The sequence below is a fragment of the Salipaludibacillus keqinensis genome, from assembly GCF_003226325.1.
Taxonomy (GTDB): Bacteria; Bacillota; Bacilli; order Bacillales; family Salisediminibacteriaceae; genus Salipaludibacillus; species Salipaludibacillus keqinensis.
Map to the genome: position 1 here is coordinate 857,128 of NZ_PDOD01000001.1, position 13,286 is coordinate 870,413.

The 13,286-nt window shown below is 40.0% G+C and carries 13 protein-coding genes; 9 read left to right on the forward strand and 4 right to left on the reverse strand.

Annotation, left to right across the window (positions count from 1 at the left end; all coding sequences use genetic code 11):
• Positions 1 to 47: 47 nt before the first annotated feature.
• The 9 genes from CR194_RS04435 to CR194_RS04475 all read left to right on the forward strand — a co-directional run bounded on the left by CR194_RS04435 (position 48) and on the right by CR194_RS04475 (position 7,158).
• A complete protein-coding gene (locus CR194_RS04435; RefSeq protein WP_110608413.1) occupies positions 48 to 917 on the forward strand; it encodes a DMT family transporter in 870 nt (289 codons plus the stop codon).
• A gap of 169 nt (positions 918 to 1,086) precedes the next feature.
• The gene (locus tag CR194_RS04440) at positions 1,087 to 1,575 is read left to right on the forward strand and encodes an ArsR/SmtB family transcription factor (RefSeq protein ID WP_110608414.1); all 489 of its coding nucleotides are present in this window, start codon (positions 1,087 to 1,089) and stop codon (positions 1,573 to 1,575) included.
• On the forward strand, positions 1,572 to 2,834 hold the full coding sequence (locus CR194_RS04445) for an MFS transporter (protein WP_110608415.1): 1,263 nt from the start codon (positions 1,572 to 1,574) through the stop codon (positions 2,832 to 2,834). The genes CR194_RS04440 and CR194_RS04445 overlap by 4 nt, the downstream gene beginning before the upstream one ends.
• Before the next feature lie 41 nt (positions 2,835 to 2,875).
• On the forward strand, positions 2,876 to 3,337 hold the full coding sequence (locus tag CR194_RS04450; RefSeq protein ID WP_110608416.1) for a GNAT family N-acetyltransferase: 462 nt from the start codon (positions 2,876 to 2,878) through the stop codon (positions 3,335 to 3,337).
• A gap of 103 nt (positions 3,338 to 3,440) precedes the next feature.
• Positions 3,441 to 4,196 (forward strand): phosphotransferase family protein, encoded by a 756-nt coding sequence (locus CR194_RS04455; RefSeq protein WP_110608417.1) that lies wholly within the window; start codon positions 3,441 to 3,443, stop codon positions 4,194 to 4,196.
• Between the two features lie 136 nt (positions 4,197 to 4,332).
• On the forward strand, positions 4,333 to 4,644 hold the full coding sequence (locus CR194_RS04460) for a DNA-binding protein (protein ID WP_110608418.1): 312 nt from the start codon (positions 4,333 to 4,335) through the stop codon (positions 4,642 to 4,644).
• A 394-nt stretch (positions 4,645 to 5,038) separates the two neighbouring features.
• Positions 5,039 to 5,377 carry an ASCH domain-containing protein gene (locus CR194_RS04465; RefSeq protein WP_110608419.1) on the forward strand — a complete coding sequence of 113 codons (339 nt, stop codon included), beginning with the start codon at positions 5,039 to 5,041 and terminating at the stop codon, positions 5,375 to 5,377.
• Positions 5,378 to 5,446: 69 nt separating this feature from the next.
• Positions 5,447 to 6,151 carry a DUF5694 domain-containing protein gene (locus CR194_RS04470; RefSeq protein WP_146035907.1) on the forward strand — a complete coding sequence of 235 codons (705 nt, stop codon included), beginning with the start codon at positions 5,447 to 5,449 and terminating at the stop codon, positions 6,149 to 6,151.
• Positions 6,152 to 6,306: 155 nt separating this feature from the next.
• Positions 6,307 to 7,158 (forward strand): AraC family transcriptional regulator, encoded by an 852-nt coding sequence (locus CR194_RS04475; protein ID WP_110608421.1) that lies wholly within the window; start codon positions 6,307 to 6,309, stop codon positions 7,156 to 7,158.
• Positions 7,159 to 7,238: 80 nt separating this feature from the next.
• Here the strand turns inward: CR194_RS04475 and cobA are convergent, their stop codons facing one another.
• From cobA to nirB, 4 genes are all read right to left on the reverse strand, one after another.
• Positions 7,239 to 8,027 carry a uroporphyrinogen-III C-methyltransferase gene (cobA, locus tag CR194_RS04480; RefSeq protein WP_110608422.1) on the reverse strand — a complete coding sequence of 263 codons (789 nt, stop codon included), beginning with the start codon at positions 8,025 to 8,027 and terminating at the stop codon, positions 7,239 to 7,241.
• Between the two features lie 201 nt (positions 8,028 to 8,228).
• Complete coding sequence (gene nasC, locus CR194_RS04485) at positions 8,229 to 10,400, reverse strand: assimilatory nitrate reductase catalytic subunit NasC (RefSeq protein ID WP_110608423.1); 2,172 nt, start codon at positions 10,398 to 10,400, stop codon at positions 8,229 to 8,231.
• Between the two features lie 58 nt (positions 10,401 to 10,458).
• The gene (gene nirD, locus CR194_RS04490; protein WP_110608975.1) at positions 10,459 to 10,782 is read right to left on the reverse strand and encodes a nitrite reductase small subunit NirD; all 324 of its coding nucleotides are present in this window, start codon (positions 10,780 to 10,782) and stop codon (positions 10,459 to 10,461) included.
• Between the two features lie 18 nt (positions 10,783 to 10,800).
• Positions 10,801 to 13,230: a nitrite reductase large subunit NirB gene (gene nirB, locus CR194_RS04495; RefSeq protein ID WP_110608424.1), complete on the reverse strand. Its 2,430-nt coding sequence runs from the start codon at positions 13,228 to 13,230 to the stop codon at positions 10,801 to 10,803.
• Positions 13,231 to 13,286 lie beyond the last annotated feature (56 nt).

Sequence of the window (13,286 nt, forward strand, 5' to 3'; positions counted from 1 at the left end):
TGGCTAGATGAAAACATTGCACGATGACTTATCATCAGGAGGTACTTATGAAATTTGCGGGTATAGGCTTAATTTTGTTAGCCGCTATATGCTGGGGCATTAGTGGAGGAATTGGCGGTATTTTAATGAACAAAGGCTGGGATCCTATTGTTATTTCCCTTTACCGAGGGGCTGTTGGGTTTATATGTTTTCTCACATGGTTTCTCTTGCGCTTTAAACAAAACTGGATCGTCTCTAAACAGTTATTTATGTGGTCAATATTGGCAGGAATAGGGGTCGCTGGAAATTTCACTTTTTATTTTCTAAGTATTGAAGCCTCTAGCGTTGCCGTTGCCGCTACTTTAATGTACACCGCCCCTGTGTTCGTCCTATTAATCGCCTTTTTATTACGAATAGAGCGTTCGTCTTGGTTTAAATGGGGGTGTGTTGTCGGAGTGCTCATTGGAATTTCGCTTCTTACAGGTGTTTACAACCCTGAAACGGTTTCAGTGAACTTTCTTGGGGCGGCAACAGGCCTTGGTGCCGGGCTTTGCTATGCTTTGTTTATATTTGGCTTTAAAAATGCTTCATATATAGGCAAGCCGCCTGCCACCTTAACTATCTCCTTTTTTACATTTTGTCTCATCCTTCTATTTCTTGCGGACAATGAGGAAGCAGCCAACGTGATAACCTCAGGCGACCTAGGATGGTTTCTTCTATTGGGGATTGTGGGAGCTGGCATTTCGTTTATTTTTTATGTCATTGGTATTCGGAAAGTCGCTCCGACCACTGCTTGGATGGTTGCGATGGTAGAGCTGGTCACAGCTTCATTATTCGGTGTTTTCCTTCTCGGAGATCATTTAACCCTCATTGAACTTCTAGGAATGTTCGTCATCTTGCTTACGATCACCGTTCTTACTGTTAAGAAGGTCAAATAAATAGTTTTAGGTGCCTGACCCCCAATGCGTTAACGAGCTACTACACTGGGGTCAGGCACCTTTTTTTAAATAACACTTGCGATTTGGGTTTCCAAATCGTATAGTTAAATCATACACTAATTTATAATTACAAATCGATTTGCAAATACAAATGAAGAAAGGTGATTGTATGGAACGGAAAAATAAAAACAGACGCGAAGTGATGGAGGTTAATTGGGATCAACAGAAAGTGTTATCGAATCCTTTACGTTCAAGGTTGATCGCTATGCTTTACGAAAAACCGATGACACCGAAACAAGCCGCCGATGTAGTGGGAAAAAACCCCGGGACTGTTTACTATCATATCCAACAGCTTTTAAAACACGATATTCTAGAAGTTGAACGGGTTGATACGGAAAAAGGAATTGTAGAGAAATACTACAAAGCCAAGGCTATGCTGTTTAAGAATCCAGAAAAAGTGCCTCCAGCAGGACACGTTGATGGTCTATCTGCAAATGTGTATTTGTCTAAAAAACTGATGGACCAGTTAAGTGAAGAAATCGAGGACCTTTTCTTTAAATATGGTGATTTATCTTTTAAAGAAAAGGATCATGAGGAACAATCACCTTATCTTATAGAATTTCTTATTAAAGAATCCAATGAGGAGGAGGGAGAATGACAAATAAAATAAAACCATTTGTGTTAGAAAGAAATTTTTTAATCTTATTAACAGGTGTTTTTACTAATGGGTTGGGGAGTGGAATTTACTCAGTCGCGGCCATGTTGCTTGTTTTTAACTTAAGTGGAAGTGTTCTTTATTCGGGATTTGCTTTTTTTGCGATCACTTCAGCAAGTACACTCGCTTTTTTAATAGCTCCACTAGCTAATTATGCAAAGTATAAAAGTGGGTTGGTTTATAGCAACCTCGTAAAAGCGAGTATTTTATTTACCATCCCGTTATTACACTACACGGTTGGATTACATGTTTGGTATGTCATTATCTTGCTGTTTATCACCGCGCTATTAACACAATACACGTATCCAATCGAATCCACTATATTACCAATCATCGTAGGGAAAGATCATGTGGTTGAAGCGAATTCATATATACAAACGATTCGTGAGTCCATGGATATTGTTTTTATTGCAGGAGCGGGAATTATCATTACGTTCATTGGTACGGTTCCGGCTATACTGATTACTGCAGTCTGTTTAGTATTGGTAACCATTTCGTATTCATTTTTCAATTTCGAACAACCGGAAATGTCCAGAGATAAACCTCAAACGATTGGATCGGCCGCTACTTATTATTTTGAAGATCTTAAAGCTGGTTTTACCTATGTTAGACATTCATTAATTCCTAAAATGATTGCTTCAATCGTCTTTATTAACATAGCTCTGATTATCATGACCACAAATTTACCTGCCTTCTCCTTAATAAAAGGGAATGGTGTAGAAGCTGTGTATGGCTTTTATTTAGCAGCCATGTCGTTAGGGGTAATGATTGGTACAATGATTTCTCCTAAACTTAAACACATTAATTTTGGCAAACTAGTCATTATTATGTTTATTGGTACAGGTGTGATGTGGATGGGCACCGCCATTTTACCATTAGTCGCCTCCATGATTTTGTTTTGTACAGGGGCCATTTCAATTGGGATCCTAAACATCCTTGTTTTTTCAACCATACAGCAACAGGTGGAGACAGTATATATAGGAAGAGTCGTCACTTTGATAACTAGTGCTGCATCTCTTGGAATGCCTGTAGGCGCTTTATTAGGAGGTTTTTTAGGTGAAATACTCTCACCAGAAATCCCTGTCCTGATCTGTGGTATATCCATGATGATTTTCAGTCTATTATGGTTAAGTAATTCTGTCTTACGTAAACTACCAGATATTAATCATGTGAATCTATTTAAGCACAGTGAGGCTAGTTAGTTAGATCAATGAACAGTGCGTTAAAAAAGGGGAGTGTTTATATGGAACAAGACATTCAGTTTAGAATGGCAACGGAACAAGATTTGGATCAAATCGTTAAGATGCTTGCGGATGATGTTTTGGGAAGGAAGAGGGAGAAGTATGAGCACCCACTTCCAGATAGTTACTTAAAAGCCTTTCAAGCGATTGAATCTGATCCAAACAATGAATTGGTCGTCGCATGTCAAGGAGAGGAAATTATCGGTGTTCAACAAATCACCTTTACTCCATATATAACACATCAGGGTGGTTGGAGAGCTACCATTGAAGGTGTAAGAACAACTTCCTCTTCTCGCAGTAAAGGCGTTGGCACGAAACTCATCAAATGGGGAATTCAACGTGCCAAAGAACGTGGCTGCCACTTAATACAACTTACAACAGATAAAGAGCGTCCAGATGCTTTGAGATTTTACGAAAAACTAGGTTTCAAGGCAACGCATGAAGGGTTGAAATTGAAACTGTAATACTTAACCAATTGAGAACGTTAGTGAAGGAAGCTGTAACTTTAATTAAAGTGAACGAGGATGTTACTAATATTATATATTTTCTTACTAGGGAGAGAACTCCATGAATTTAGGTAAACCAATAGCAAAAGGAAATACGGCAAAAATTTATCTTTCCGACAACAAAATTGTTAAACTATTTAACGATTTTTTGCCAGACACGGAATCTATAAAAGAAGCAAATAAACAAAAGTATGCTTATTCATGTGGACTTCCTGTACCTGAGATTTTAGATGTTACCAACATAAACGGAAAACAAGCAATCATAATGGAATATTTTAAGGGAGAAACATTAGGAGATTTAATGGCCAAGGAGAAAGACCAAACAGAATATTTTTTGAATATGTCAGTCGACGTGCAATTGAAGATTCATAGCATAAATCCTAATCCGGAAGCAATCGAACCAATGCATGATAAATTATTACGTCAAATAGAGTCTGTGAATGAATTCGATAAAAATCAAAAGTCTGATTTGGTAAAGAAATTGGAATCACTTTCTTACGAGAGTAGGCTCTGTCATGGAGACTTTCATATATTTAATTTAATTAAGACAGGGGATGAAGTGGTAGTGATCGATTGGGTTGATTCGAGTGCAGGAGATATCTGTGCTGATGTCTATCGAACCTATCTTTTATATTCCCACCTCTCAACTGAATTAGCGGATATGTACTTACGACTTTATTGTGAAAAAAGCGGGGTTTCAAAGTCAGACGTTTTTCAATGGGCTCCAGTGATTGCTGGAGCAAGATTATCTGAAAGTGTCTCTACGGAGAATTCTGAACGACTTATGAAGATTATTAATAACGATAGTACAGTATGAAATTGATCACGAGGAATTGTATACATTAAAAGTGAATCGACAAACTCCGCTCGATTTTCACGAACTCACAACGAGAAATCTGGTTATTTATGTTAAAATGGAAAATAAAATACATTGAAAAAAAGGGGAATTAACAATGGAACTAGACTTTTTCTGGCTCGCAGCCGGACTGGCTGTTGCCGCCTATTTTATTGGTGACGGATTGAAGAATTTTAAAAATCCGAACGGCAAAAGCATGGTTGAAGTGTGGTCTGGATATGGTGACATGGGACTTGTTCATGAAAAATATGTCCATGATATTCTGGGAATTGACCAAAAAGACGCACAGCAACTGACGAAGGATCACCCTGATATTCCCCACATCGTGATTAACTCCAATGTCTATTATCCTAAAAAGAGACTACTTGAATGGGTAGAGGAGATCGGGAAGGAAAGGTCCAAAATCTAATAAAATTCGGAGTCGTGCAGGTGGTGTAGCCTCTGTTGTAGGGCTAATGGGAATTTAGGATTATTAGGAGGGGAGATATTGCGTTATGTATATGGAATAACAGGATTAGTAGTGTTATATATTATTTTAAATTCAATGGGTTACAATGCTTTTTATATTATGGTTAGTACCATTGAGTGGTCAACTCGATATATATTACCTTGGATCGCTTTATATTGGCTTATTCAGTTTGTGAAAAGTAAAAAAGAATAAATTATATTTTTTATACTTATTGTAAGCGATTGCCTTATTCTACAAATTAAATATATTTTTGCTCATTTGGGGCTGCTACCGTGGAGTTTAACATAATAAGATAACGTTTAAATTGATGAACATACATAGAGGTGAAACACAATTGATCCATCATATGGGCTTATATGGCGAGTATTTTGATTCGATTAAAGAAGGTAAGAAAAAGGTTGAAATTCGCTTAAATGATGAAAAGAGAAGAAAGATAGATGTTGGAGATTTCATTGAATTTATAAAAGTTCCTCAACAAGATGAAACGATCCAAGTTCAAGTAACTAACCTTAAGATATATGAAACGTTTCAAGCGATGTATGAGGATATTTCTTTTCTAGATTTTGATTGTGAAGGTTGGACAATGCAAGAAATGATAGATGGAACATTTGAAATATATACACCAGATCAAGAAAAAAGATGGGGAACATTAGCAATTACAATAAAAAATTAAACCAATTGGTACTTTGCTAGTTACAGAGGGGATTATAAATGAAAGAAGTGAAACCTAAAGTTTTAATCGTTGGAACTCTTCCATTTTGGTAGTTCACCAGATACGATTCAAGCAAATGCAGGTGATATGTTAGCGAAGAATAAACAAAAAGAAGTATTAGAAGTTGTTGAGAAATTAGTGAATTACAAACCAACAAAGGTTGCTGTAGAAATAGAAAAGGTAAACGAAGATGCTCTTAATAAAAGGTATGATGAGTATAGGAATAATAATTTTAAGTTAACATCAAATGAGGTTGACCAATTAGGATTTAGAATAGGTGAAGCACTAGATCATCAGAAGATATACGCAGTTGATTGGATGGATAATATAGGTAGTAGAAGTATAGGCGAAGTTCTAGAGTGGGCAAAAACAAATCAAACAGAAATGTATGATTTAATCACCAAATGTTACATACCGAAAATAGAGCCAAAAATAAAAGGATTTTCTATTTTAGAAGTGTTAAAAAATCTTAACAATAAAGAGAGAATACAAGTAGAACACGAGTTATATTTAACCGTAGCTCAAATTGGTGAAGGTACTGATTACGTAGGGATAGAATGGGTCAGGTGGTGGTACCAGAGAAATCTTATTATATTCAACAACATCCTCAAACTAATCGACAAACATGATGAACGAATTTTGTTATTGATTGGATGTGCACACGTTCACTTGGTTAGTCAGTTTTTAACTGAAAGTAGACAAGTTGAAGTTATCAAATTAGATAATTATTTATAATTCATAGCTGTAATGACGGAAAATGTGAAGTTATACAGTTAAACAAATGGAGAGTGTTCGTTGAAATTAATAATTTAAAACCAGTCCTAATCAGTTCAGATATGAAAGGAAGACAAGGGATCTGTCGATTATAATCGGTCTTAGGAGGTGACAACATGACGTGGGTTGAGTCGTTAAGAAAGACGATTGACTATATTGAGGACCAATTACCAGCGGCTGTATCCGTTGATGAAGCAGCCAAAGCTGCCCATTTTTCATCGGCGCACCTTCAAAAAGGGTTTGCGGTTCTGACAGGGATGTCGATAGGAGAATATATTCGCAGGCGCAGATTAACCCTTGCCGCTGAGGAACTTACCAAGGGTAGTGCAAAGGTCATTGAGGTAGCTATGAAGTACGGATATGAAACGCCTGAATCCTTTTCTAAAGCGTTTCGGAAACAACATGGCATCAGCCCAAAGGAAGCACGAAATCCAGGTGCCAGGCTTGCCTGTTACAACCCGCTGAAAATCCATGTCACCTTGAAAGGGGAAAAGGCGATGAAGTACAGAATTGAGGAGAGGGAGTCATTTACCGCAGTGGGGATTCATAAAGAGTTCTCCGTTGTGAATAACTCTCACAGCAATGAGATCCCTAAACTGTGGGGAGAGGTAAATGAAAATGGTACATCCGATCAACTTTTTAGATTGAATAACGGAAAAATCGATGGGGTTCTTGGCATTTGCCTCGACAAAGGAAATGAGAAAATAGACTACTGGGTCGCAACCGAATACAATGGGGCAACACCGGAAGAGTATGAAGAAATAACCATTCCTGCTTCAAAATGGGCAGTATTTGAAGTGCACGGACCTATGCCAGATGCTATGCAAAACGCTTGGGAACAGATCTTTTCAGAATGGTTCCCATCAAGTGCCTACGAGCACGCAGGCACAGCGGACTTTGAGAAGTACACTCAAGATGATCCATTCAGTAAGGATCTGTATTCAGAAGTATGGATTCCGGTAAAATAATCTGACGGGCGGAGGGGGATCTCTGCCCTTAACTTCGTATATGGTGCCTGTACCGGACATGATGATAACCTTATATCCTCTTATTTTACTTGTGCTAAGGGGAACTCTTCTTGTTTTTTCTCCTCAAACCAAGCCAGTTTTTCCCTTAACTTTACTACGTTTCCTACGACAATGACAGCAGGAGACTTGAATTCAGCTCGCTCCACATCTTCGGCGATGGTGGTGAGAGTACCCGTCAGTGTTTCTTGATTGCTCGTCGTTCCCCAGCGGACCAGTGCCACTGGTGTTTCTGGAGATCGTCCATGTTTCATAAGTTCCTCTTGTATCATGTTTATGTTACCAACACCCATATAAAAAACCAACGTGTCAACTGAGGTTGCAAGTTTTTCCCATTCTATATCGGGGCGGTCTATGTCTGTGCGTTTATGACCAGTAATAAACGCACATGATGAACTGAAGTCACGGTGTGTCAATGGAATTCCGGCAAATAGAGGCGCAGCCATACCGGAAGTAATACCAGGAATCATTTCAAAAGAGATATGTTTTTCTGCACAGCAGGAAGCTTCTTCACCTACTCTCCCAAAAATAGCAGGGTCGCCCCCTTTTAAACGAACTACGGTTTTCCCTTTAAGCGCATGGTGAACGAGAATGTCGTTAATCTGCTCTTGAGGAATGATATGACGGTTAGGCAATTTGCCGCAATAGATCAGTTCAACGAGCGGTTTGGCATAGTCAAGCAGGTCTTTATTTACCAGTCTGTCGTAAACAATCACGTCCGCTTGTTTCAGAGCATTGGCGCCCTTAATAGTCATTAATTCCGGATCTCCTGGACCAGCGCCTAGAAATATTACTTTACCTTTACGTGACATAGCGAATCACTCCTTGTAGGGTTTAATTATTCTCTTCCGAATGATCAACGAGGTTTAACATAGACTTTATGAAAAAACTTCCGGCACTTATTTAAATGATCAAGACCTATGCCGTTTTTCTGGTGAGAAAGGTTCAAGTCAATACAGCTTACTAAAAGAGCCCATTCCCGCCCGTTTGTATTTTCTTTACTGCATGGCTTCTTAGGTTTTTCCTTCCGGGACTTGAAGGATTGGAGCTTTTTCTACTAATGGAACCACTGAAACTTCTGTTCGTTTAAACTCCGGCATTTTACAAACGGGGTCAAGACGTGGCTGTGTGACCCGGTTAACGGACTGGGAATCTCCCCAATGAAACGGAGCAAAAAGTGTATCTTTCCTAATTGATTTTGTGAAATTGGCCCTAATAATGACTGTTCCTTTGGAGGATTTAAGCTCTACCAGTTCCTTATCCTGAATCCCGTAACACTCAGCTGTGTCCGGATGTATATCTAATAACGGTTCCTTTTCTCGTTTTAACAAATCAGCACTTCTACGAGTCTGGACGCCTGTTAAATAATGAGACATAAGTCTGCCTGTTGTGAGTAAGAGGGGATACTCGTCATTTATCATCGTGTCATCTACTTCATTTTTTAAGTCCAGGGGAGTGAAGATCGCTTTTCCATCTGCATGAGCAAAGTCAGAATCGAATAATCTCTCCGTACCTGGGTGCTGTTCGTCAGGGCAAGGCCAGCAAATCGTTTCGTGCGATAAACGTTCGTAAGAAATGCCGTAATAGTCAGCCGTCGCACCTTTTGTAGCTAGTCTTAATTCTTCAAAAATAGCTTGTGCAGAAGAGAAGTCGAATGCTTCACCGGCTCCTAGGTAACCGGCAAGGTCACATAAAATTTCCCAATCATGCTTGATAGTCTTTGGCATAGGTTTTTCGGCTTTTCTTAACGTGACCCGTCCTTCAAGGTTTGTTAGTGTGCCTTCATTTTCTAAATAGGAGGAGACAGGAAGCACCAAATCTGCCATACGAGCTGTTTCGGAAAGAAACATATCAGCTACCACTAAGTAATCCAGCTGCTTAAGGGCATGTTCTGTGTAAACACCATTAGGATTAGATACGGCCGGGTTTGATCCCATGACAAACAGTCCTTTAATCTCACCCTCGGCCATTTTTTCTATCATTTCGTAAGCTGAGACACCTTTACGAGGCAAATCCGACTCATTGATTTCCCATAAATCAGCTATGATTTTTCTGTCCTCATCATCTTCAATGGAGCGGTAACCGGGAAGTTGATCGGCTTTTTGTCCGTGTTCTCTTCCGCCTTGACCATTTCCTTGTCCTGTAATGGATCCAAAGCCACTTCCGTACCTGCCTATTTTTCCAGTAGCAAGAGCCATGTTAATAAATTGGCCTACTGTGTAAGAACCATTTGCGTGCTGTTCCACACCTCTTGCTGTTAGGATAAATCCATTTTGAGCTTCACCATATTTTCTGGCTGCGGTGATGATGTCTTCAGCGGACACCCCTGTGACTTCAGATACACGTAGTAAGTTTACAGAAGAAAGGTCTTCTGCTAATTCTTTATAGCCGTTAGTTCGTGAAGCAATAAACTCACTGTCTATGAAACCTTCATCTATCAAAATCTTGAGCAACCCTTGTGCCAACGAGGCATCTGTACCGGGTTTTGGTTTTAAATGCAAATCGGCAAGCTTGGTTGTGGCTGTCTCTCTTGGGTCAATCACGATAATATAGGCACCGTTCTTTTTGGCTTGGCGAAAGTAAGGGACAATTGTAGGCTGACAGTCGCCAATATTTGTACCGGCCAAGATGAGGCAATTTGTATCAGGGATATCCTGCAGACTGTTCGACAATCCCCGGTCAATTCCAAAGGCGGCATTTGAAGCAGCGGCAGCGGCACTCATACAGAACCGGCCATTATAATCGATGTGTTTCGTTTTCAATGCCACTCTTGCAAACTTCCCTAATAAATACGTCACTTCATTGGTAAGGGAACCGCCTCCGTAAACACCAACTGCATCATTGCCATACGAGTGCTGAATAGACTGAAACTGCTTAGCGATATATTCACTTGCAAGTTCCCATGGCACTGGGACGAATTCTCCATCAATTTTCAATAATGGGCGTGTAATGCGTTCATCGTTATACACATGCTGATGAGCATTGGCTCCTTTAATACACATTCGGCCACCGGAAGTGGGGCTATTTTTGTTTGGCTTTGATTTAAAACGTTTATTTGTCAGCACTGTATCTTCTATTAAATCCATCGTACATTGAACACTGCAATAAGGGCATTGAGTAGACATGACTTTCTCCGTGCTTTCTTCAAGCTGTTTCGTACGGAAATGTTTTAGGAATTCATCCATTTGTTGTCACAACCTTTGAAGACGTAATGTGCAAATGAGTTATAGGGCGGGAACAGGATTACAACGAGATGTAGACGTCATTGTCAACCACTTCAGCAAGGTAGGTTTTGACACAGCCATCATCTGGTTTTTGAACCTCTCCGGTGTCTAAATTAATTTTCCAGTCGTGTAGTGGGCAAAAAACATTGTCCCCGCTGACCATCCCTTCTGAAAGGGGCCCCTGCTTATGGGGGCATTTATTTTCTACAGCTTTAACGGTATCATTTTGTAATCTGAATAGAGCAATTTCTTGTTCGTTAATCACTATTTTTTTCCCTACTTGAAGAGGTAACTCATCCAATGGACATATTTTAACCTGCTGTTTGGAAAGTGTTTGTTTCATCATTGTGTCGCCTCCTCCTTAGTTGTCAATCATTGTAAGAGCTTTTTCTTCAAAAAGATCATGTTTCTTTTTATAGTCACTTATAATGTCCTGCCATGGTTCCTTTAAGTTTGTCAGGGCAATCTCCATTCTTTCGATAAGCTCAGTTCTTTCTTGTGTGTTTTCAAGGATAACGGCCTTTACGTTCTCTAGACCCACTCTTTCAATCCAATGAGAGGTTCTTTCAAGATACTGTGCTGTTTCACGATAATACTGCAAATAAGCTGCAATTGTTTCCAAGACTTTCTCGTCTGATGACACCGAGCAGAGAAGTTCGGCTGCTCTAAGGGAGGATCCGCCATTACCGCCTACATAGATTTCCCATGCTCCTTCAACCCCGATAACGCCAACATCTTTAATGCTGGATTCAGCGCAGTTTCTTGGACAAGCTGAGACGCCCATTTTAACTTTGTGAGGTGTATTCAGCTTTTCGAATTTTTTTTCAATGGCAATTCCAAGACCGATGGAATCCTGAGTACCAAATCGGCAAAAATCTTCTCCTACACACGTCTTAACTGTTCGGATAGCTTTTCCGTAAGCATATCCTGATGGCATATCAAGATCTTTCCATACGTTTGGAACGTCTTCCTTCTTGATACCGAGGAGATCAATTCGTTGCCCTCCTGTTATTTTGAGGAGAGGCACTTCATACTTATCAGCCACATCAGCAATTCTTCGCAAGTCTTTTGCATTTGTGACACCACCATACATGCGTGGAACAACGGAATAAGTGCCATCTTTTTGAATATTGGCATGCATCCGTTCGTTAACAAAACGGGATTCTTTTTCGTCTTCATAATCAATAGGATTGACCATGCCGAGATAGTAGTTGATGGCTGGACGACATTTAGAGCATCCTTCTTCTTCCTGCCAGTCGAGCACGTTCATAACTTCCCGAGTATGGGAGAGGCCTTTTGCACGTATTTCATAGACAACTTCTTCATGGGTCAACGTTGTGCAGGAGCATACAGATTCTTTTTCAGAGGCGGAATCGTAATCATCGCCAAGTGTATATTCAAGAATTTCACCAACTAAACCTTTACACGTACCGCATGATCTGGAGGCATTCGTACAATCTCTTACTTGTGTCACTGACGTAAGCTTATCGTTTTGTATAGCTGAGACAATATCGCCTTTGGAGACACCGTTACATCCGCAAATTGTTTCACTGTCGCTCATTTCAGCTACTGTATTGGGAGTGTTATCGTCATTGGTCTGGAGGATATTAACTTGACTCATATCAGACACATCTATCTCGTTATGAATCAAATTTAACAAGTTTCGGCTTTCAGAAGTATCTCCAAATAAGACAGCCCCCACAATTTTGTTGTCCCGAATGACAATTTTCTTGTAAATCTTTTCAAAGTCATCCTGGATTCGAACAGCACGGACAGTGGGATCGTCAACAAATTCTCCTGCAGAGAAGACGTCGACGCCGCTTACCTTTAGTTTTGTGGATAGAATGGAACCTTCATAGCCTTTGCCAGTTTCTTTTTCACAGATTCTTTTAGCAAGAACTTTACCTTGTTCGTAAAGTGGCGCCACCAGTCCGTATACCATTTCTCTGTGCTCAGCACATTCTCCTACTGCATACACATCAGGTGCACTGGTTTCCATATAGTCATTAACAACGATGCCCCGGTTCGTTTCAATACCGGAGTCAGCCGCCATGCCTACATTCGGCTTGATACCAACAGCCATGACGACCAGATCGGCTTTAACAGGTTTACCATTTCTGAACGTTACTTTTTTCACTCTTCCAGAACCTATAATAGCCTCCGTATGATGGTTCATTAGAAAATTCATCCCTTGATTCTCTAGTTCTGCTTGCAACATGGTAGAGGCAGTCACATCCAGTTGTCTTTCCATTAGATGATCCATAATATGAACCACGTCCACGTCCATACCGAGATTCAATAGACCTCGTGCAGCTTCTAGCCCGAGAAGGCCACCTCCAATGACAACGGCCTTCTTATATTTTTCGGATGACTGAATCATCGTTTCACAGTCTTTAATGTCTCTAAAAGCAATAACGCCTTCTTTATCAGCGCCGGGGAGGGGAAGCATGAACGGGTTTGAACCCGTTGCTATGATTAAGTCGTCGTACGCCATGGATTTGCCTTTGTCCGTTTGAATGGTTTTCTTTTCAGTTTGAATGACAGTGACAGTTTCGCCAGTACAGAGCGTGATGTTATTTCTTTCGTACCATTCATACGAGTTGAGGACGATGTCGTCTATGGAGGTGTCACCTTGAAGCACGGAAGAAAGCATGAGCCTGTTGTAATTAGGGTGAGATTCACGTCCGAAAACGGTGATCTCAAACTTTTCTGGATCTTCCTTCAATATTTCTTCGAGGCATCTGACACCTGCCATCCCATTTCCTATTAATATAAGCTTTCGTTTAGACATGAGTAGTCCTCCTTAAATATAGTAAATGATTTAAAAATGTGAAAATCAGAATGACC

Coding starts and splice junctions, on each gene's coding strand:
- CR194_RS04435 (WP_110608413.1), top strand. CDS start 48: ATGAAATTTGCGGGTATAGGCTTAATTTTGTTAGCCGCTATATGCTGG.
- CR194_RS04440 (WP_110608414.1), top strand. CDS start 1,087: ATGGAACGGAAAAATAAAAACAGACGCGAAGTGATGGAGGTTAATTGG.
- CR194_RS04445 (WP_110608415.1), top strand. CDS start 1,572: ATGACAAATAAAATAAAACCATTTGTGTTAGAAAGAAATTTTTTAATC.
- CR194_RS04450 (WP_110608416.1), top strand. CDS start 2,876: ATGGAACAAGACATTCAGTTTAGAATGGCAACGGAACAAGATTTGGAT.
- CR194_RS04455 (WP_110608417.1), top strand. CDS start 3,441: ATGAATTTAGGTAAACCAATAGCAAAAGGAAATACGGCAAAAATTTAT.
- CR194_RS04460 (WP_110608418.1), top strand. CDS start 4,333: ATGGAACTAGACTTTTTCTGGCTCGCAGCCGGACTGGCTGTTGCCGCC.
- CR194_RS04475 (WP_110608421.1), top strand. CDS start 6,307: ATGACGTGGGTTGAGTCGTTAAGAAAGACGATTGACTATATTGAGGAC.
- cobA (WP_110608422.1), bottom strand. CDS start 8,027: ATGTCACGTAAAGGTAAAGTAATATTTCTAGGCGCTGGTCCAGGAGAT.
- nasC (WP_110608423.1), bottom strand. CDS start 10,400: ATGGATGAATTCCTAAAACATTTCCGTACGAAACAGCTTGAAGAAAGC.
- nirD (WP_110608975.1), bottom strand. CDS start 10,782: ATGAAACAAACACTTTCCAAACAGCAGGTTAAAATATGTCCATTGGAT.
- nirB (WP_110608424.1), bottom strand. CDS start 13,230: ATGTCTAAACGAAAGCTTATATTAATAGGAAATGGGATGGCAGGTGTC.